Raw genomic sequence first — 20,705 nt, 5'->3', positions numbered from 1 at the left:
TGCCTAGGGGTGAAAGGCCAATCAAACTCGGAGATAGCTGGTTCTCTGCGAAATCTATTTAGGTAGAGCGTCATCCGAATACCCCGGGGGGTAGAGCACTGGATGGGTAATGGGGCCCCACAGGCTTACTGATCCTAACCAAACTCCGAATACCCGGGAGTACTAGATGGCAGACACACTGCGGATGCTAACGTCCGTAGTGGAGAGGGAAACAACCCTGACCTACAGCTAAGGCCCCCAATTCATGGCTAAGTGGGAAAGCAGGTGGGACGACCAAAACAACCAGGAGGTTGGCTTAGAAGCAGCCATCCTTTAAAGATAGCGTAACAGCTCACTGGTCTAAATAAGTTGTCCTGCGGCGAAGATGTAACGGGGCTCAAGCCATGAGCCGAAGCTTAGGATGCCGTAAGGCATGGTAGCAGAGCGTAGTGTGACATAGAACTCATCCGTATTTGCATCCACCTGTGAAATATCAGCGGGTGTAATGACGGATCGAGTTCTTTCGATGAAGCCGGCCTGTGAGGGATCCGGTGGAGAGATCACTAGTGAGAATGATGACATGAGTAGCGACAAAGAGTGTGAGAGACACTCTCGCCGAAAGTCCAAGGGTTCCTGCTTAAAGCTAATCTGAGCAGGGTAAGCCGGCCCCTAAGCCGAGGCCGAAAGGCGTAGGCGATGGGAACTAGGTTAATATTCCTAGGCCAGGAGGATGTGACGGATCACAGGTGTAGTTCAATCTTATCGGATTGATTGGGCTGCTGAGTGGTTCCTGGAAATAGCCCTCCATCAGACCGTACCCTAAACCGACACAGGTGGACTGGTAGAGCATACCAAGGCGCTTGAGAGAACGATGTTGAAGGAACTCGGCAAAATACCTCCGTAAGTTCGCGAGAAGGAGGCCCGGTTCCTAGGCAACTAGGGGCTGGGGGCACAAACCAGGGGGTGGCGACTGTTTATTAAAAACACAGGGCTCTGCGAAGTCGCAAGACGACGTATAGGGTCTGACGCCTGCCCGGTGCCTGAAGGTTAAAAGGAGAGGTGAGAGCCTTGAATTGAAGCCCAGGTAAACGGCGGCCGTAACTATAACGGTCCTAAGGTAGCGAAATTCCTTGTCGGGTAAGTTCCGACCTGCACGAATGGCGTAACGACTTCCCCGCTGTCTCCAACATCGACTCAGCGAAATTGAATTGCCTGTCAAGATGCAGGCTTCCCGCGGTTAGACGGAAAGACCCCGTGCACCTTTACTACAGCTTCGCACTGGCATCAGGATTGTGATGTGCAGGATAGGTGGTAGGCTTTGAAGCAGGAACGCAAGTACCTGTGGAGCCTCCCTTGAGATACCACCCTTCGCACTCTTGATGTCTAACCGCGGTCCGTTATCCGGATCCGGGACCCTGCGTGGCGGGTAGTTTGACTGGGGCGGTCGCCTCCTAAAGCGTAACGGAGGCGCGCGAAGGTTGGCTCAGAGCGGTCGGAAATCGCTCGTTGAGTGCAATGGCAGAAGCCAGCCTGACTGCAAGACTGACAAGTCGAGCAGAGTCGAAAGACGGCCATAGTGATCCGGTGGTCCCGAGTGGAAGGGCCATCGCTCAACGGATAAAAGGTACGCCGGGGATAACAGGCTGATACTGCCCAAGAGTCCATATCGACGGCAGTGTTTGGCACCTCGATGTCGGCTCATCTCATCCTGGGGCTGGAGCAGGTCCCAAGGGTACGGCTGTTCGCCGTTTAAAGAGGTACGTGAGCTGGGTTTAGAACGTCGTGAGACAGTTCGGTCCCTATCTGCCGTGGGTGTAGGAGACTTGAGAGGAGTTGCCCCTAGTACGAGAGGACCGGGGTGAACGATCCACTGGTGGACCAGTTGTCGTGCCAACGGCAGTGCTGGGTAGCTATGATCGGACAGGATAACCGCTGAAGGCATCTAAGCGGGAAGCCCCCCTCAAAACAAGGTCTCCCTGAGGGCCGTGGAAGACCACCACGTCAATAGGCCGGAGATGTAAGCGCAGTAATGCGTTCAGTTGACCGGTACTAATCGCCCGATAGGCTTGATTTGATCCAGTAATGGAAAGACAAAATCAAACCAGAAGCATACACCGACCTTGAGTTGGACAATGACGTGACAATCCGCAAAGCGGATTGCACGGTGTTGATTGACATAACAACTGTGCAGGAACGCGCATCCGCTTCGCGAATACGCTGCCTCCTGCGCGTCGCCTTTTTGCTTGGCAAAAAGAGCGACGGGGATTTTCCTCGGTTTGGTGGTCATAGCGCAAGTGAAACACCCGGTCCCATCCCGAACCCGGAAGTTAAGCACTGCCGCGCCAATGGTACTTGGGCTTAAGCCCCGGGAGAGTAGGTCACCGCCAAACCTAGCAAAATCCCCCTTCTCTCTGACGATGAAAAAACACTACCCGGTCTCAAGTAGCCGAATAGGCGGTAGGCCAACACAAGACCTCAAGTAGCGTAAGCGCTAGGTCATCAAAAGTGTCGCGGGATGGAGCAGCCCGGTAGCTCGTCAGGCTCATAACCTGAAGGTCGCAGGTTCAAATCCTGCTCCCGCAACCACTTTTACCGAACCAGCCGCCGCAAGGCGGCTTTTGTCGTTCTGGACCAACCCAATCATCGCTGCCGGGCACCCTCCAAATCAATCTGCACGCCATCCCGTTCATGTTGGATCGTAACACGTTCGATCAAGCCCCGGATAATCTCCAAGGCCCCCGTGCGGATCGCCGGGTCTGATAGTGCCTGTGCCAGATCGGCGACCTTTGAGCGATAGAGTTCCGACAGGTTCGGGTGTAGGCGCACCGGTGAGGGCACAGGCTCGGAGAGCTTTGCGTCAAGACCGGCGATCTGCGCTTCAAGCTCTTCGAGCCGCGTTTGAAGGCCGGGGGTACGAATGCCCTCTGCGATTGCATCATAGAACCCATTCAGTTTGCGCGCCGCTTTGTCCCGCTCGGATTGCAGACGGGTCCGGGCTGCCTCCGCTGTGCTGGCTTCTGCGTTGGCGGCTTCGCTGAAGGACTTGATAAAAGCGGCCACTGCGTCGGGCTGCATCAAACGTCGGCGCAGCAAATCCAACACGGCGTCTTCCAGTATATGGCGGCGAATGGATTGCCTGTGCGTGCAGGTGCCGAGTTTGCGGGCGGCAGAACAGGCGAGGTAGTCGCGCCCGACTGTCGCGAGCGGCCCTCCGCAGGTGCTGCAGAATACAAGACCTGTCAGAAGGTGCTTTTTGCGACGCTTCTCCCAAAACTTGGTTTCCTTGATGGCTTTGACGCGGGGATCAGCCTCGATCTCGCCTTGCCGCTTTTTGACCGCCTCCCAAAGCTCATCCCCGACGATCCGCAGCTCGGGGACCTCCGTGATGATCCATTTGGACGGATCGTTGAGACGGGAAACACGTCTGCCGGTCTCCGGGTCCTTGATGTAGCGCAGCCGGTTCCAAACAAGGCGGCCGATGTAGAGCTCATTGTTGAGAAGGCCCGTCCCACGCACTCGGTGCCCTCGAATGGCTGTGTCACGCCATAACTTGCCACGGGGACCGGGAATACCTTCGGCTTTCAGGCGGCGCGCGATGGCTTTGGGAGAATGCCCCTCGGAGAACTCTTGAAGCACCCGTCGGACAATCTCAGCTTCCGGTGCATTGATCATTCGTTCTCCCGTGACGGGTTGGCCGTCGGGCCCAAGACGCCGGACGACGTCGTAACCGTAGCTGTTGCCGCCGCCGGAACGGCCAAGCTCGACCCGCCCGCGCAGACCACGTCGAGTTTTGTCGGCCAGATCTTTGAGGAACAGTTGGTTCATGGTCCCCTTGAGACCCACATGCAACTCACTGATCTCGCCTTCGGTCAGAGTCATGATGCCGACCCCTGCAAAGCTCAGGCGTTTGAAAATCGCAGCGATGTCTGCCTGGTCCCGGCTCAACCGATCCAGCGCCTCTGCCAAGATCAGATCAACTCGTCCTTCCTGGGTTGCATTGAAGAGCGCTTGCAGCCCGGGACGCAACATGGACGCACCAGAGACCGCTCGATCCGAATAGGCGTCAACAATGGTCCAGCCCTCGCGTTCTGCCCGCTCCCGGCACAGTCGCATCTGGTCTTCGATCGATGCGTCTCGCTGCATCTGGCTGGAGAAACGGGCATAGATTGCGACTCGGGTCATCGACAGACCTTTTTCTTCTGGTTGATCAGATCCGCGTAGTCGCGGCCTGCTTCAATGGTTTGGGCGTGAATGTAGTGATGCTCCGCCGTTCCGAAGCTCGTATGAGCCAGTATTGGTCGGATCAGCTTTGCGTGTTCCGGAGAGGAACGCGCCAATGTCGTTGCGGCGGCATCCCGAAAGAAGTGCGGTGGAATACGGCGACCAGTCAGCTTCAGGGTCTGCTCCGCGATCCGGGGGCTCAGCGCATCTTGCTTTAATGGTGCGCCTGTCCTGCCGACCCACAAGACATCGTGTTGTTGTTGGCCACGCTCCATAAAAAAGGGACGGGCTTCATTGACATAACGACGCAAGAGCGGGTCAACGCATCTAGGAACATCAGCCTCCCATGGCTGCCCTGATTTGGTCAGATCCCCCGGGAGCGCGACGGTCATGGTGTCTGCTGTGACATACAGGGATGTGCCTATCCGAAGGCCGGCAAAGGCGCGTCGCCGCATCGGCATCAAGGCCAGCATGGCAATCATGGTGCCATCCCGCAGGTACATCATACGGCGTAGCTGTGTTGGGGCCGCTTCTGCATGACCCGTCGCTAGAGACATTCCCGACTTGAATAGAACCTCGCTGGACAACACACGCCCAAGTTTGCGATCCCGATCACCCCGTCCTGCGGTGCGCTTCAATCCCGCTTTCAATCTCCGCTGAGCGGACCAGTTCTGTGTCGGGTCAGCCGCGGAGAGGATACGCAAAACGCCGTCAATGAACATCAACCGGGTCATTGGCCGGGTGTGTGAGAGGTCCCGAAGCCAAGCGGACATGCGCGGCAGAGTCGCGCGTCGAGCCGGAGGCAGTGTGATCGCCTTCGCATCGCTTGTAATCAGCCATTGAAGCCATCGGGCATAGCGCAACTCCAAAGTCTTCAGCGAGGTCGCGCGCAGATGTGAGAGCGCGCCGCACTCGTCAAGCGGTCCACCTCCCGCCTGAAGGTTGAGCCACATCTCCCGGTCTTGCGCGGGCCATTCGTCGAGCGGCAGAACAAGGCTCATCATCGACGCCCTTTCTTAGATTCTATCAGGTCGGCAAAGGCACGTGTTGCCGACCGTGCCTCAAGACCGGAATACATGTTGATGGTGTGGCTGACCTCAGAATGCCCGAGCAACCGGCGCGCAACCTCGTAGCCGCCGGGATTAGCGTCGAGCCAGTTCATCACCGCGAAATGTCGAAACAGGTGGGCGTTCATCTCCAACCCCGTTTCCTTCCGGATCCGTTTGGAGACGCGCGCAGACAGAACGCCAGGATCAACCGAATGCTGACCATCTCTGCGGGGAAACAGCCAAGGCGTTCCAGCGGGGCAGAGTTCCGGACAGCGAGATTTGAGATGAACGGCGATCATGCGCAATACATCACGCGGGATCTCGAACTCGACAGGTCGCTCATTTTTTGTCTCGCCGTCTTCCAGAACCAGGTAGGCTCGGCCATCACCGGGACGGTGCAGGTGGCGTTCCAGGTGGATGTCAGCCAGGTTCTTCACGCGAACCGGGCAGACCAGCAAGATGGCGATGGCGAGCGCATCTTCGCGTGCCAGAGCCCAGCCATACGGCTTGGACGTGCCGCGTGGTCGCGCGAAAATCCGTTCAGGCAGGAGCAGCAGGCGCTGCTGATGCCGGTCCTCCTGCAACACCCGCAGCCGGCTTCGGTTTTTTTGGGTCATGCCATTCTGAGGCTTGACGGCCAGGCGCGCGGCAAGCCCGGCCAATGCATCGCGGGCGTCATCGGGTGCATTGAGTATCCGGGCCAGATTGCGGAGCAACGCGGCTATCTCGCTGATCATCTTTGTAGTCTGGTTGTTGGTACGCGTCAGCATCTGGCGCAAACCGCGTTCAGCCACCACCGGATCAATCAGGACGTCCAATCCGCCAATCTCCGCGATCGGGATACCAGAGTGAACGAGTTCGGAGGCAAACCGAACCAACTGTCTTTGGTATTGGGACAGGGTCGCGGATCGGAGTGCTCTGTTCTGACCGTCATCTGCCAAGGGGTCTGGATTGGACAGACGATGCATCAGCTTTGCAAGAGCAGTTTGGAATGGCGCCGGAAAATCAGTCGCTGGAAAGGTGATGACCTTCCGACGCGTTTCCAGAGGCAGGATGGCCTTGGGCCATGCAGAAATACGTCGGACCGCCAGGTTCCAGCCGTTGACCGCAGCCCGATATGCGACATCCGGTGATTTGCTGATCTCATTATGCGCAAGGGCTTCTCGATAGGCCGCGGCATGGTCTGAACATACGTTGGCAGGCTCAACGCCCTGCCGGTTTAGAAAGTGCACGAAGCGGCAGAGCGCGGGTTGCAATGTCTTGTCACCGGACGCCAGTACATTCGCCCAGAGCGCTTTCCAGGCAGGACGCAGATCTTCGATCCGGTTGAAGCGCCGCTCCACCAGCCCGAAGTGCGAGAGCGCAGCCCGCGCATCACTGACCGCGTTTTGCCAACTCTTTGGTGTGAGACCGAGTGTGGCTGGGGCGATTTTGGCCAAACGAGGTTGCAACCAGCGGCTATCGCAGGGCACATCCTCTGGCGGCAGCCCAAGGGCTTTGGCCACACGGCGCAGGCCGAAGATCAAGTCGCGGCGGCGTCCGTCCGACAGAGAGGTGTCGGAGTGCAGCTGTTCGATAAGGTCGGCAAACATCGGTGTGTCGGCTTTGACGAAGGCCAATGTCAATGGAACAGGAGTTTGGCTAGTCATCGGGTTTGCGTTCCTTTGGACATGTCAGGTCTCGGGTGGACGGGTGTGGACAGGAGGTCCGATTCGGGAAAAGCGTAGCACAGAAAGTTCGCAACTTACGGGGATGCCCTCTTCCCGAAATGACCGTAACACATTGACATTAATGAACATTAATTGTCGTGAGCTCCTACCAGCACTGTGCCTGCCGGTAGGCGGCATGAGCTGCCGGATCAATGCGGATGAGGCGTCCGCCAGGGCCCACCCGAATAACCTCAAGCAGGCCAGCCGCAATCGCACGGCGCACCGTCTTCTCCGAGCAATTGTCCAGTTCAGCGACGTCTTTCACCGTCAGAAGCTTGCGGGGTCGGTTCTTCTTGGCATTGATCTGTGGCATCCTGATGCGCCTCCTTTTGGTCAGACGCATCCCGGCCCAGTTCCCGTACTGCCTGGGCAGCCAGCAATCGGACCAACTGGCCTATCGCTGTCTCAACCTGCTGGTGCGCTTGGTCGTCAGAAAGGGGTTTGGCAGGAACGCGTGTCATGCCTTGACCATGACAACGCAGGCTTGCTCATTCTAAGTGTATTGATTGCCCGATTCCGGCGGGGCCCAACGCTCTTTCTCTTCGCGCTCAAGCCTGTCGCGAAAATCGTCAATATCCACGCGGATCGTCTCACCGCTCAGGATTTGCTCCGGTTCGGTTATGATCCTCACGGCAGCCTGGATAAAGTTTACGAGCGGGCCTTGCCGTTGTCCTCCGGGGCGACCGTCTGAATATGTCGTATAGGTCAGGGGGCGACCGGCATCTTTCCAGATATAGCAGCAACTCTCGACGATGTACTGACGGCGTTTGTCGCGCGAGAACCGCTTGTCTCGGGGCGACATCTCCGCAACCGCGCCGGGCGTCGCACAGATGCGCCGAATGTCATCTATGACGTCCTGAGTAAGTGTCGTTGCGGTCTCAAGCTTATCGAGCACTTGGGGAAGAAGGACTGCATCTTCTGGCGTCGATGCGAAATAAGTCGAAAGCGAGCCCAATGCGTTCCGGAGTTCTTGTGCAGTAATTGTGCCCCGTTTGGCTTCCCGCAGGAGTGTCTTGAGGTGCTTTTGACCTCGTTCAATCGCTTGCGAGCGCCGGACCTCGGTCAGGTTGATTGCGATGTCTTCATCGTTGTTGAGGCAATTCCCAAGAAGCACCGAGAGCTCGCGTACGAGCTTAGTTGGCAGGTCAAACCGTTCAGCCAAGCTCTCGATCATGTCATCAGAGAGAGCACCGCGTTCGCCATAACTGCCGAGCTTCCATGACATGGAACACTTTATCCCATCCATGTGCGGATAGACGGAAAAGTCACCATCACCATCTTCAACGTTGCCATGATCGTTCAGGCCACCGTCCAAGTTAGCGTTCATCTTATTCTCCGTTTGGCACACTTCAGGGTCAGGCCGCTCGTCCAAAAGCTTACGTTCATCAAGGCAGTACTGATTGCTCAGAAAGCGCTGGTTGAGACGAAGCGGCCCCTTCAAAGGTTGCACATAAACAAAAGAACAGGAAGAGAACAGCTTGCAAACAGGTTCTGTCTTTAATCGCTGATCCAAGACGCCCGCGCTTTCGATGGCCTACAGCGCTTCCAGACAGCTGCGGCCTCTAATGTTGGCGGCCGTGCGAAATACAAGGAACAAAAAAAGCAGATCAATACACTTGGTCAGCAAGAACGCAAAATCGGACGTTCCGAGTCGGGACGGGTCTCCTCGTCTCCGTTGCGCCCGGTTTATGCTTGCTGCTTTCCCTCGCAAACGATCAAAAAAAGCGGTGACCACGGTACGTTCACAACCGGCCTCCAATTGTGAACTATGGTTCGGGGACTACCCCATCCCGCACCGACGCGGCTCCTTCTGGCCCGGTGCAGAAACGCGACAACGGAACCCACCGGTCGACAGATGTCTCCAGACACTCGTCGGACCGGGGACCGCCGAGACCGTGCGCGGTCAAAGCGGGGCAGGTGAGAAGCCTGCGGGGAAGCGGCTGGCCACCGACAATAGGCATCGCGCGGATACGAACCTGAAAGTGAAGGGCCTTCTCCTGCATGACGGGGGGAAGGAGCGGGGGCCGGATATTGTCTGGCGCAAAGGCAGGGTGAAAGTTTGCCAAAAAATGAGATCTGCAGAAGCGCAGCTCTGGCGGGTTCTCTAGCACATAACCTCAAGTCTATAGCTGCTTTTGGTAACCAACTAATCGTTCCGACAAAATGTAGTGAACGACCATAATAAGCCCATTAGTACCGCCTCGGTGATTTTGCGAGCACGGTAGATACGGTGCGCGTCTTTTTACTTCTTGTGATCGCAATTGCGCCCAGCACTAAGGCACATGCAAAAGCTTGAGGAAAAGAGATGGCTTCGCCAAAAGCAAGAAGTCCCACGGCAAACATCGTGGGTAACTCGATACTTCCGACCACCGCAGTTTGGGTGGCTCCAATGACAGGCGAGCAAATCGTGTAGATAAGCTGGGGCACGAACGCGGTGACCAGTCCAATACCAGCAATGAGAAGCCAATCGGATTGTTCTTCAGGAAGAAGCTCTCCAACCTCAGCACAAAGGATAAGCGGTGCGAGGCCCAGTACAGACCCCAGAGAAACTGACGCGATACGTGCCAACGGCGCAATCCGTGACAACCTGTGTACCAGGACGCAAATTCCGAAGCCAAACCCAAATGGGGCGGCAAGGGATAGCAGCAGCGTTGGCAGATGCTCCGCAGGCACTGACGCGGGCGAACCAGCAATGACAGCCGCCACCACAATCAGACCAGCGGCCAATATGGCGCGTCGCGTGGGTGCATCGCCAAAAACAGCCCAGGCAGTAGCTAGGGTGAACACCGGATAGGTCATGTAGAGCACACCCACTGTCGATGCGGGCAACTTCTCCAGCGCCGTTACATATCCGATCCAACCAATCCCCATTACTGCTCCGGCTGAAAGGCCCCAAGTGATCTCTCGCCATTCTTTTCGGTGCAAGATGAGAACTGGAAGCAAAAGAACTGCCGCAACAATGTAGCGGTAGAATGCGACCACATACGGTGCAACTCCCTGTTCGGTTAGGCTGCGGCTGAAGTAGGGAACCAGGCCGAAACAGATTGAAGCAAAAAGAACACCAAAAACGGCAAATGCGTAAGGGATGGATGGTCGATTTCGCGCAGATGTCGTTGCCATAATCTGGAGCTACCACGCATTTGCATTTTCGTCTTTAAAGATTCTTCGAACGACAGCTTTGCCCACATAAATGCAGTAGAAGAGCGCATTGTGCACAACGCACCCGTCAGGTCGTTTGCAACAGTTGCTATCGCAGTCAAAATAAGTTGGAACACGAAACGCCGAACTTAGAGATGGCGATCACTTCCAAAAGGTTTTGTCTCCTTGGTCGTGCTACCAGAGTGTGCTACTTAGGTTGTTTGGCGCGGCTGACCCCAAGGTGTGACTCTTGCCCTTAGAAGTGAGTAGAGAAGAGGTCTTGGAAGAGCTGGAACGTATTGTTGGTTCGAGTGATTTCGCGGTCAGCGAACGCAACAGAATTTTTTTTGAACACCTCGTCAGAAGTGAAATCGACGGCAGGGGTAAAGAACTTCATGGCACTGCGTTGGCAATGGATGTGTTTGGACGAGGCGCAGACTTTGATCCCAACACTGATCCCGTTGTGCGAACTGAAGCGGTAAAACTGAGAAAGGCATTAAATTATTACTATTTGACCTCAGGTCGACAAAACAGGGTAGAAATATCGGTTCCAAAAGGTCGGTATCGACCCACCTTTCGCATTCGAGAATTTCAGGCAAGCGACGCGAGTTTGACTGATGAGCAAACGCCAAGGTTGCCCACGCTAGGCATTAGATCGTTCTCAGGGTCAGAGACTGCGCGTGCAATTTTTTTCCGCGATGGTTTGCCAGAAGAGATTGCATTGGAACTCGCCCGTTTCGGTTATGTCCGGGTACTTACAGGTTTTAGGGCCGAAAACTCGAAATTAGAAACCCAGGAAGAACATAATTCACTTGAGCGCTGCGACTATGTTCTGGGCGGAACGGTTCGCGAAGATGGCGAGTGTTTGCGCATAGTTGTTCAATTGAAACGTAGAGACACCGGTGACCTAGTTTGGTCGGAGCGCAAAGACATCTTTTTGAGCAACGCCAATATTTTCGAAGCTCAAGAAGACGTCGCAAAGCGCTGCGCCGTCTGTATTGCGGATGCATATGGGTTTGTTGCAACCGACGCTGCGAGAAACGCTCAAACGCGACCAGCTTCGGACTCAAACGTGTATGAAGCTCTGTTGGCGTTCCACACCCACCTTCGCGCAAATAAAGTCAGCAGCTTGGCGCGAATGTTGGAACTGTCGCAAGCCGCTGTCAGGGAGAACCCAACCAGTGGCTTGGCGCATGCACTTTTGGCGTTTGGATATGTTGAACAGGTAGGTGTCGGACAAAAACGACTGAAGTCCGTTGTCGAAGATGGCCGAACTCACGCAGATAAAGCACTGGCTTTTGAGCCAAATTGCCAGGAGGCTCTGATCGCAGCAGCCGTCTATGCCCAATTGGATGGAGATAAACCTAGTTTTCTGCAATTAATTGATGCCGCAATTCGCGCCAATCCGAATGGCAATCTTCTGCTCGCTGTGGCTGGAGGATGGATTGCATTAGTCGGCGACCCCAATAAAGGCGCGGAATTGGTACGACAAGCGACGGATGCGAATCCCATGTTGCCAACTTGGACCCAGATTACACTTTGCTTGGAAGACGTTGAGAAAGGAGACTTCAAGGCCGCTGTCGAAAAAGTACGCCAAATAGATGTGCGAGACTATTTCATCGATCGTTTGATTATTTCCGCGGTGCATAGCCTCGCCGGTGAAACAGGGCTGGCCAGAGCACAATTGCCTCAAATAAACGGAGACTTCACAATTGACGAATACATAAACGATCTACCCTTCGCACGCGGCCTGGTTGAAATGATCCGTGCAGGGTTGGAGCGCCTTTGAATCGGTAGATTCTGGCAAGTGACGGAAGGAGACAAAACTGCTGTTTTGATTTTCGCAAAGTCGCAGGCAAATGAAAAATTCGTTGTTCTTACTCGTACACAGCACGATTTTCGAAGGTTCAACCGTTTTTTTCTTCCTGAATCGTCCAACAATCTGCAGCCAATCGTGATATTTTTGGCGTCTCTTGCGTCCGGTTGAAGACGAGTCTCGTATTGCCCGGCAGAACCTTCGCAATCCTTTGAATCACCGCCGAAAAGAGTCCGGTTGGGTCCCAGTGAGTCTTTGAACACGCAGTACGTAGGCTTGCTGCTCAGCTGCATCTGAGTAAAAGAAAAACTCATGGTGCACGCAAGCAAACCGACCGTTGACCAGAAACTCTTCATAAATTTTTTGGTGTAGATCACTTAGGTCGTCAGTCTTTTGGTAGAACTTCAATATGTCTTTGGGCGTTATCGAAAGAACTATGTCCCAAGCTTGTGAATCAAGGTCTTTCATTTTCTTCTCCATTCAATGTGTTTACTGTCGCTACCCTAAAACACCGGGTGCCTCTTCTTGCGGCGACCCAGTTAAAGTCGAAAGCGGCTCACTGTTGTTTGCTCGCCCGGTTCGATGGGTTCTCGCGCCCGATGCCAATCATTATGGATTGTTCTCTTTTGACCTGGTCGACAGCGTCAGTAAGCAGGGACTTTTCTGCGCTGCTTGCTGCAATCAAGTAATCTGTGACTTCGGGCAGGACGTTATTCCACGTTGGACATGCCAATGCGAACTGAGCGAAGAAGTTTGCTGTGAATTTGAACAGCCGCTCTGCGCTTGTCGCATTGGATTCTCGGGCAGCCCAAAGTAAGGTTTCCCAAAGGCCGTTTTCGAAGGCGATCAGCGCCCGAGGAGTCTTGTCAACGTAAATCTGAACTTTGTGCTTTCTGGCAACTGAAAGCTCAGACGTACGTAAGACCAAATTGTGTGCCGCAGCCGTAGTCGCCGGGTATTGGTTTCGCAGCGTCGTTAGCAAATCAAATTGTGACATCTTTTCTCTCCACCTTTCCAGTTTGTGCAAAACGAAAATGTGAAGAGTTCACCGTTCTTTGGAGGTGTCCTACAGTAGTGCAACTGTTGTTGGATGGACGTCCGACTTCGTTGCGCGTTGCCTGACAGAAAAAAAGGATTTCGCACAAAACGTGGACTTGCGCATTTTGGGCTCGAAGTAGACGCTCGAAAAATTTGACTGAACAGTTGCTGACCTATCTTTGAGGAACAAAGGAGTTGCGTATGAAAAAATGGGCGTGTTTCGGGTTTGCGGTGTTGGCTTCGGCTTGCGCCACTACTACCCAGGCTCCTTTGGTCACCAATGCAATTGGTCAAACCGCTATTCAAATCAACACAAATGGGCTGACTTGCTACAACTCTGCCTGCTTGGAAATCACAAGAAGCAGTGTTCGAGTAGTCGGACACAAACGAGCGCGGATTCCCAAGGGCATTGATGTCAGCGATGGAACCGTCACACCTGACGAGTTCCAGCGAATGCGCCAAGCCGCAATGCTGGCAGGCGGACCTGGTTCTGGCAATCGGTAAGCAGAGAACAGTTTGAAGTGTGTTCAACGCTGAGTTCCAGGCATGATGCCCAGAACGCGGATCGACAGATAGAGCTATCCTGGCTGAGAGGCCAGATGCAACGCTTGTGGTTCCCCGGATTTCTTAGCCATAACGGCAGACCAATTCAATCGAGGAGGATCTCCAAAGCGGTTTCCATAGGGAACTGCGCGGTCCGATTGGTGAGTAAGTTTCCCTGCTTAGATATTCAGCGCTTTGGCCAAGACGGCGCATTAGATCGGCGATGCACAAGTTCGCGACAGCGGGCCCTCCCGTCCTAAAGACGAGAGGCCGACGTCACGGGGGAAGCGATAGCGCATGCGCCAGATGAGCAACCCTGGAACAATAGAGTTCGGACAGTTTGGCATTGATCTGAGGCATCGTGGTGCGCCTCCTTTTGGTTAGAGGCGTTCCGACCCATTTACTGAAGCACAGAAAATGGGTTCAGGGTCTCTACTTGCCAAGCTGAAGTGTGCTCTGCGGTCGCCAGGACAAATTTCCATCGTCTCCACGAAAGCAACGCAGCAACCGTTCTTCTTTTTGAGGAGCTGTAGAAGTTACGGTGTTGGTGCCGACCAATAGTATGAAGGCGTTCTCAGAGTACACGAGACCCTGATAGTAGCAGAACCGTTTTTCCGCGCCATCAGGAATGGGCGACGCGGTCGTCAATTGCGATTGTGCCGCAAGTTCGCCTGCGAGAAATGACATTGATATGCTCAGTAAAAACTTCTTCATTTAGACGCTCCTAAGTCATCGTTGGGATAAAGTGAGTTGGGTCTTCATGTCGCTCGCCCAGATCCAATTGGTCGAACAAAAGCCAAAGTCCGAGAACGGTATCGAATAGGTGATTGAGTTGTACCAAAATGGCAGAATCTCAAAAGATTACTCATCTGACGCAGCCCCTAAAACACGACGACCGATCTCAGAAACCACAACCAGTACTTCGGTTCGTGCGAATTGCGTACTCAGTTTCGCGTTCAATGAAGCAGATAAATTGTCAGCCTGCTTCCCTGAGATCGTGTCTCGCGGGTTCACAAACACAATGACCGAGTAGGTGCGGCCCGCTTTCAAAACAACAACGTCAACCAACGCGATATCTTCTGAGGCGAAGTGTTCTTCAGCAATTGCACGTGCATTTTCGACGATCTCTGCTCCGGCCGAGGCACCCACAAGTTCACCCAAACTGCTTTTGAAGTCGGACCAGTATGTGCCCGATGCGATGAGGCACAAACCGATAACAATGATTGAGTCCCCGACCGGTGCAATGAACGCCAATGGGCCAGATTGAAAAAGATAAACAAGCCCGAAGCCCAAGCCAGCAGTCCCGGTGATAACACCGTCAAAGGCCGCTGCCCGGGCTTCGAGCTTCAGTATGTCGCTATTTTTTCCTGTTTTTTTCCAACAGCGTAGGTGATTTAGCCAAAGCCCGACGCAGATCAGACAAATGGCAACCGTGTAAACACCAACGACCTCGTACTTCACGGGCGCAGGTACAGTACCACCGATATATGCCGCAATTTTCGCAACAGCATTAATGAGAGCGAATGCGACGAGGCCCAGAAGGGACAAGGACCTGAACGTGGTAAAAACTGCTTCATCGGCAGCATAGCCAAGCGGTCTTGCATCATCGGGTTGCGCAAATGACTGTTTACCTACGCGAACAGCTATAATAGCAGCAAAAAAGCCAACAAGAGAGAAAAGCCCATCGACAAGAAGCGCTTGTGAGTTCGACAGAACTGAAGCTACGACACCAGCGAAACCCATTGCAAGGTTGCCCACCATGCCAACTCGCAGGGCGGAGCTTTCGAAACTCATTGCCGTAGCCGACATTCTAGTTGCTTCCACTGGCTTGACTTGCTTTTTCCATATTTGAAGGAGCCAAGCCTTTATGTCCAGTTTCTGAAGGTCTGGCGCGATACCCCTCAGCAGCACGTAGTCCTGTGATACAGGTTGAGAATTTTGGCGGATAGACAGGTGCTTTTTTGTTGCCAGTTCCAGCGAAGTTTAGAAGATCTGTTCCGATAGGTAACTTGTCCGATTCAGCCGATGGACTCAAAACTACATTCTGATGTAACTCAGAAATTGCACTAGGGTGGGCTTTAGCAGGGGCGTCTGAATCCGCCGATGTGAGTTTTGGTAAACTTGTCATACATTGGTCCTGATGCACGAAACGCAGAAAATCCTCCGCAGCGAGCTCAATTTAGCAAGAGAAAAGCGATGAGTCGTTTTGCAAAAAACGGGCATTAACTATCAGTCGCCACTTGGCTCTGGCGCATTGCCGCGCCACCATTCTTTTTGAAGGAATCCCTAGGCCTTTTCGGGCAATGCGCACCGCTGATCGCCAGAACCAGACTGTTCTTACGGTTCTCCGGAGATGCGCGGGTGAATATAGTCCGGTTCGATCCCGTCTTTTTTCATCGCAATGCCGGTTAGAAACTGAAACATGGTTCGCCGAACAAGCCGCGCGGTTTGTTGGCCGCGGTTATCGTAGAAGGGGTTGAACTCAACGAAATCAACGCCGACGATGGTTTTTGTTGCCGCAAATTGGCGCAACATGGGGAAAAGGTCTTCGGGATGCGAACCGATGGGCGATGAGGAGCCTGTTCCGGGTGCATAGCTCATGTCAAAGGTGTCAATGTCGAAGGACACGTAAACAAGATCTATGTCTTCTAAGTCTTTGTATATTTTTTCAAAAGTCTCTTCGACGCCGTCTCTCCTGATCTCGTGGATGTGATAAACCTTCCCGCCTTCAGAGGCCACCTGATCCCACTCCTCTGGACCAAAGACCGGTGTAGACATGCCATACTGAATGACATGGCGCCCTTCGACCATACCTTCCTGAACAGCGCGATTCATAAAACTGCCTGAATGGTAATAGGCACCAAACTTGCCCATGCCAGCGTCTCGGTCGAGATGGACATCAAAATGCACGAAAGCAACGTTGTTCTTTCCGTAGACATCAACGATACCGCGGAAAGTGCCGTTGGGAACCGAGTGGTCCCCACCAACGATGAAGGGAATTGCGCCGACAGAAGCAATCTCCCGTGTCATACGACGTATTTCCTCTAAAGTCGCAGATTGATTGTACGCATTTAGTCCGGCATCGCCGTAGTCAACCGCATTTAAGATTGTGAATGGAGCGAGAAGGGTCTCGTATTCAACCCAGCTTAAAGGGAATTTGGGGTCACCGTAGCCGCCATAGTCGCGTGTAGTTCGCACCTCGGCCGGCGCCCACATATTGCCTGCGGAGTGCGGAAGCGCTCCAGTTGGTGCGCCGAATATCGCAACATCGATTTCGCCGGCCTGTAAGTCTTCGGGTGTAAGAGCGACGGGCAGCTTAAAGAACGTTTGGATACCCACAGGTTCCATTTGCAGCTGGTATCGTTGTACGTCCATTGGTCCTGCAGTACGTCCGGATGGTTCACGTTCTGCTCGCCAGATGTCCGTAGACTTGTCCTGTTTGATATTCATCTTTGTCGGGTCGTCTGGGACCTGGTGAGGCATCGGACCGATGTTTTCATTTGGCGAAGCTGCAGCAATGTCCTTGAGCATTTGCGCTGAAGTTTCAAAAGGAATGGCTCCAAGTACCGCGGTGAACACAGCTGTGGACAACAACTTGCAGTAATGCATCGTCTTTCCTTTCAAATTCAAAGCAGTCCGGTTCTGTCATTGGATTGCGTGTGATTTTGGCGGACAGGTAGCAAGGGTGCTACGTAATTAGTGCATTTGGAATCTATCTTTGCGGAATTAACCCTTGCCGAACACAGTGCCGCGCGTACAGATTAACTGCATGGGTATACAGCGTATTCTTCTGCATGAAGCCGAAGATATTTCGGAGTTTCTGTTCCAAGCAACTGGGATGATGCCTGGCTATACTCAATTCTCAGCAGGCCCCGCAAAACTTGAATACAAGGTTGTGGATCTAGACGGCGTCACTCTGCTTTGGGCTTCGGGGATTGCTCATTGCAGGTGGCAAGACCAGATGTCTGACGATGGTCGAGTGCATTTTGGGATAGTGCTGAACGCAAAAGGCGGCGTCAGATCGCTTGGTCACGAAATTGGTCCTAAAGACGCGATGCTGTTTCGCCCCGGCCAGGAAATGGACTATGTGTTTCTGGGGCCGGTTGAAACACTGGAAATAGGTGTATCCAAAGAAATTGCAGACAGTCTTGGCTGGACTTTTTCAGGAGCACCTTTGGCACGCATCCGTGGAACGCGATTGCAACAACTCGAGACTGTTTGTCGCCAAGCAAAAAAGATCACTGTGTCCAACGGTGAATATTTGAGGCCTGAACTAATGGCAGAAGTGCGTGGGATGGTTTTAGATGCTCTGGAGCGGGCGTTGTGCCCTTGGTTACCTAAAGGTACCAATTCGAGTTCGGAACTTAATGAATGCACGAAGCGATATTCGGTATTGAAGAACTTTGATCGCCTTCTTTTAGAGTTAGGCGATGGGTTGCCAGGCTTAAACTCCATTTCAAGGGAATTGGGCGTTGGGAGGCGCACGTTGTTCTATTCGCTACGTCAGTCGTTAGGTATTACGCCAAGGCGGTACATAGAAATACGACGCCTCGCAGAATTGCGAACCCGGTTGAAAAATACCGGCCCTGAAGAAAATACAGTTACTGAACTGGCAACCGAACTTGGGTTTGGGGATCTTGGGCGCATGGCCGGAAAGTATCGTCGACAGTTTGGAGAGAGCCCGAGCCAGACGTTGCGCTCCTAGTTTAACCAGCTCTGCCTAGGTCGCTTAAGCGTTTCGCTTGGAAGTTCTCCGAACAATGACCGGTATTTGCCTGCCATACGCCCCAATTCTGAAAAGCCATGATCGTTCGCCAGGTGGGTCACAGACGAGTTGTCCGGCTCGCTACGATACAAGCTTGCGCGAAGACCGTTCAAACGTACGACTTCTCGGAATCTCCTCGGTCCAATCCCATAAGCGTTTTGGAAAGCTTGAAAAATACTGCGCTTGGACACGCCAATTTCTTCAGCCAAAGCGTCAACACTGACACATAGGTTGTTGTCTTTGTCCTGCAGTAGTCTACGGGCATCGCGGAGCAAATCAGCCCGTGCTCCACGCGACAGAACATCACTGTCATGGTGTTTGGGCGACGCCCAAGGTTGAAGGGCAACTTCTAAAGCATCGATGAGTTTAGACCGAGTGTCCGCGAGAGAGCTAAAACACCAATCTCCAGAGTCGTCATTGAGAGCCGCAGAAAAGCCTTCCTGCGCAATCGACGCCAGGCTTCTTGCGACGTCTTCAGGCACATCAGTAATTTGACCACCACGGCAATTCCACCCGAGCTTTTTGGGAAGTTCTTCCGTGAACGTAATCTCCAGAGTTTTGTATCTGCCGTTTGTGAACAACTCCGCCGTTTCACCTGGCCTCAGTAGATGGGCGGTGGTGTTAGAAATGCCAGACTGGCCTATCCGAGGGCTGCCATTTGCTGAAACCATGATCGCAAATCGCCACTCACGCGCCAACATAGTGTCGGTCCAGAGATGTTTGCCTTCCCCTGATACTTGCAGGAGCCTGATGTCGCCAAAATCGATGCTACGGGCGCTCAGGATCGCGGGGCCAGAAGTGAATTGCATAAAGCGGGTGTCTGTATTGGTTTGCTCAAGATAGAAGTTTTCCAGTGCATCCTCATCTGCGAGATCAATTGAAAAACGATCGAATGCCAAAGCAGTTACCCCTCTATCAACAAACCCAAAGTCTCGGGGATGGGTATACAGGTCGAATGCCAATACCCGATCACGTAACTCATGCCGGGCGATTGCAAAGATGTGTGCTACTTGCACTTTTTGCACAGTCATCAATAGCCTGAGAAAATATCCTCTCCGTAGTCAAGTTAAATTTGGTCTTAAAATGAGAGGATTAGAAAGTGGCGCGTCGCATACCAGTATTGTTCAAATGGTCCGCTCTGCTCGCAGCAACACTAGCTGGAGTGGGATACGCACAAGACAATCCGGCACCAGATTTTTCCGCTGATCCTTTAGTTGATGGGTTCCCATCTTCGATGCAGCCGTGGAGAGATCCAAGCAATCCAAATGTTCAAATCCTCGATCCTGGCTGGAACAAATACTATCTGCGCAAGGATATGGTAGGTGATAACCCTCCGCGGGAACCCGGTCCAATTGATTTACAGCGCTACTACGTCGTGCCGACCAAGCACGCATTCCCCACGTATTTCGGTTTGCCGATCGCTTTGACAACCGAAGATCTGATTGCCGGAGAGGTTGACGTGGCTATTGTTGGGGCGCCGAGCCAGTTTAATCCAGCTGACGGCAACGGCTGGGCAGCGAATTATATGCGCGTAAACCACAACTATGATTTTGCCCAGTCGGGGCATGATATGTGGTTCAACAACCAGTACTTCGATATCCTGAACGTTGTGGACTATGGAAACGCCAACGCCCACCCATCTTTAATGATGCAGAACTTTGCGGATCAGGCTGGTGTGTTTAAGGAAATCCTCGATGGCGGTGCGATACCCTTCGTAATAGGTGGAGACCATGGCACCCAGGTCGCGTCACTAATGGCGCTGATTGATCACTACGGTCCGCAGAGTTTTACAACAGTCCATTTTGACGCCCATACCGACCTTGCACCGCCTGATGGGCGACTTGGAATGTTCACCCATGGGGGTGCAGCCCTCCGTTTCGCGCACGAGCAAGGGTGGACCACCGGAGATCAGATTTTCCACATCGGCCTTCGCGGTGCATACGAGAGCGTCGAGAGAATGGACTGGATGTTCAACAATCAGACCAACTACTACTTCATGCCGAAGTTTGAAAAAAATGGATTTGATGCAACTGTCGACGAACTGATCTCAGAACTCGAAGGACGCCGGCTGTATATCTCAATCGATATGGATGTTCTGGACGGATCGTTGGCGCCGGGTGTATCAAACCCTGAAATAGGTGGCTTTACCACGCTACAATTCATGCAGATTCTTCGAAAGCTGGCTCTTCAAAACGAGATACTGTTGATCGATTGGGTTGAGTATTCTCCGCTTTTGGACGACCGCCGTCGCTCCACAGGCAACGTTATAAGCCGTTTGCAGCGACATACCCTGGCCGCGATGGCCGCTCGCAAAGAGGGTATCACTGATCCAAACTATGTTCATCCTGCAATGCTCGAGGATAACAGCAAGTAAGGTAATGAACTGGGCGAATGATGTGTTGCATTCCAAAGAGTTGCCTTTTTCGGAAAAGGCGCCTTGAATTGAG

General features: G+C 53.4%; 17 protein-coding genes, 1 tRNA gene and 2 rRNA genes (1 of these 20 running past the window's edge). 7 read left to right on the top strand and 13 right to left on the bottom strand.

The genetic code is table 11. The features are described 5' to 3' along the window. The 3 genes from ACR3EQ_RS20885 to ACR3EQ_RS20875 all read left to right on the top strand — a co-directional run. Nucleotides 1-2,053 (top strand): 23S ribosomal RNA (locus ACR3EQ_RS20885) (it extends 790 nt beyond the left edge of the window). Nucleotides 2,054-2,254: 201 nt separating this feature from the next. Beyond that, nucleotides 2,255-2,369 (top strand): 5S ribosomal RNA (gene rrf / locus ACR3EQ_RS20880). A gap of 119 nt (nt 2,370-2,488) precedes the next feature. Continuing rightward, nucleotides 2,489-2,565, top strand: a tRNA-Met gene (locus ACR3EQ_RS20875). Between the two features lie 54 nt (nt 2,566-2,619). Here ACR3EQ_RS20875 and ACR3EQ_RS20870 read toward each other — a convergent pair. From ACR3EQ_RS20870 to ACR3EQ_RS20845, 6 genes are all read right to left on the bottom strand, one after another. Then, nucleotides 2,620-4,161, bottom strand: coding sequence for a recombinase family protein (locus tag ACR3EQ_RS20870; RefSeq protein ID WP_480491976.1), 1,542 nt, complete (start codon nt 4,159-4,161; stop codon nt 2,620-2,622). Beyond that, on the bottom strand, nt 4,158-5,204 hold the full coding sequence (locus ACR3EQ_RS20865) for a tyrosine-type recombinase/integrase (RefSeq protein ID WP_480491975.1): 1,047 nt from the start codon (nt 5,202-5,204) through the stop codon (nt 4,158-4,160). Before ACR3EQ_RS20865 ends, ACR3EQ_RS20870 begins: the two co-directional genes overlap by 4 nt. Continuing rightward, a complete protein-coding gene (locus ACR3EQ_RS20860) occupies nt 5,201-6,898 on the bottom strand; it encodes a tyrosine-type recombinase/integrase (RefSeq protein ID WP_480491973.1) in 1,698 nt (565 codons plus the stop codon). Before ACR3EQ_RS20860 ends, ACR3EQ_RS20865 begins: the two co-directional genes overlap by 4 nt. Before the next feature lie 166 nt (nt 6,899-7,064). After that, entirely contained in the window at nt 7,065-7,271 is a 207-nt protein-coding gene (locus ACR3EQ_RS20855; RefSeq protein WP_170619977.1) for a helix-turn-helix domain-containing protein, read from the bottom strand. A gap of 180 nt (nt 7,272-7,451) precedes the next feature. After that, nucleotides 7,452-8,471 (bottom strand): hypothetical protein, encoded by a 1,020-nt coding sequence (locus tag ACR3EQ_RS20850; RefSeq protein WP_480491972.1) that lies wholly within the window; start codon nt 8,469-8,471, stop codon nt 7,452-7,454. Between the two features lie 677 nt (nt 8,472-9,148). Beyond that, the gene (locus tag ACR3EQ_RS20845) at nt 9,149-10,078 is read right to left on the bottom strand and encodes a DMT family transporter (protein ID WP_480491970.1); all 930 of its coding nucleotides are present in this window, start codon (nt 10,076-10,078) and stop codon (nt 9,149-9,151) included. 298 nt (nt 10,079-10,376) lie between these two features. On the opposite strand from ACR3EQ_RS20845, the gene ACR3EQ_RS20840 reads away from it, so the two are divergent. Then, complete coding sequence (locus ACR3EQ_RS20840) at nt 10,377-11,885, top strand: hypothetical protein (RefSeq protein WP_480491968.1); 1,509 nt, start codon at nt 10,377-10,379, stop codon at nt 11,883-11,885. 243 nt (nt 11,886-12,128) lie between these two features. Here the strand turns inward: ACR3EQ_RS20840 and ACR3EQ_RS20835 are convergent, their stop codons facing one another. Beyond that, nucleotides 12,129-12,380, bottom strand: coding sequence for a hypothetical protein (locus ACR3EQ_RS20835; RefSeq protein WP_170617602.1), 252 nt, complete (start codon nt 12,378-12,380; stop codon nt 12,129-12,131). A gap of 88 nt (nt 12,381-12,468) precedes the next feature. Then, nucleotides 12,469-12,909, bottom strand: coding sequence for a hypothetical protein (locus ACR3EQ_RS20830; protein ID WP_170617600.1), 441 nt, complete (start codon nt 12,907-12,909; stop codon nt 12,469-12,471). Between the two features lie 242 nt (nt 12,910-13,151). Between ACR3EQ_RS20830 and ACR3EQ_RS20825 the strand changes: the two genes are divergently transcribed. Continuing rightward, nucleotides 13,152-13,454, top strand: a complete 303-nt coding sequence (locus tag ACR3EQ_RS20825) for a hypothetical protein (protein ID WP_170617598.1) — start codon at nt 13,152-13,154, stop codon at nt 13,452-13,454. Nucleotides 13,455-13,925: 471 nt separating this feature from the next. On the opposite strand, the gene ACR3EQ_RS20820 is transcribed toward ACR3EQ_RS20825, so the two are convergent. From ACR3EQ_RS20820 to ACR3EQ_RS20805, 4 genes are all read right to left on the bottom strand, one after another. After that, on the bottom strand, nt 13,926-14,207 hold the full coding sequence (locus tag ACR3EQ_RS20820; protein ID WP_170617596.1) for a hypothetical protein: 282 nt from the start codon (nt 14,205-14,207) through the stop codon (nt 13,926-13,928). Nucleotides 14,208-14,354: 147 nt separating this feature from the next. After that, the gene (locus ACR3EQ_RS20815; protein ID WP_170824686.1) at nt 14,355-15,302 is read right to left on the bottom strand and encodes a cation efflux transmembrane domain-containing protein; all 948 of its coding nucleotides are present in this window, start codon (nt 15,300-15,302) and stop codon (nt 14,355-14,357) included. A gap of 1 nt (nt 15,303) precedes the next feature. Beyond that, nucleotides 15,304-15,621 carry a hypothetical protein gene (locus ACR3EQ_RS20810; RefSeq protein ID WP_480491965.1) on the bottom strand — a complete coding sequence of 106 codons (318 nt, stop codon included), beginning with the start codon at nt 15,619-15,621 and terminating at the stop codon, nt 15,304-15,306. Between the two features lie 209 nt (nt 15,622-15,830). Further along, entirely contained in the window at nt 15,831-17,117 is a 1,287-nt protein-coding gene (locus tag ACR3EQ_RS20805; RefSeq protein WP_480491964.1) for an arginase family protein, read from the bottom strand. A gap of 145 nt (nt 17,118-17,262) precedes the next feature. On the opposite strand from ACR3EQ_RS20805, the gene ACR3EQ_RS20800 reads away from it, so the two are divergent. Then, nucleotides 17,263-18,198 carry a helix-turn-helix domain-containing protein gene (locus ACR3EQ_RS20800; protein ID WP_170682230.1) on the top strand — a complete coding sequence of 312 codons (936 nt, stop codon included), beginning with the start codon at nt 17,263-17,265 and terminating at the stop codon, nt 18,196-18,198. On the opposite strand, the gene ACR3EQ_RS20795 is transcribed toward ACR3EQ_RS20800, so the two are convergent. Beyond that, entirely contained in the window at nt 18,195-19,289 is a 1,095-nt protein-coding gene (locus ACR3EQ_RS20795) for a helix-turn-helix domain-containing protein (protein WP_170682229.1), read from the bottom strand. The genes ACR3EQ_RS20800 and ACR3EQ_RS20795 overlap by 4 nt on opposite strands. A 68-nt stretch (nt 19,290-19,357) precedes the next feature. On the opposite strand from ACR3EQ_RS20795, the gene ACR3EQ_RS20790 reads away from it, so the two are divergent. Further along, entirely contained in the window at nt 19,358-20,632 is a 1,275-nt protein-coding gene (locus ACR3EQ_RS20790) for an arginase family protein (protein WP_170682228.1), read from the top strand. Nucleotides 20,633-20,705 lie beyond the last annotated feature (73 nt).

Source organism: Ruegeria sp. AN11 (assembly GCF_056536005.1).
This window is presented reverse-complemented; position numbering and strand designations above follow the sequence as displayed.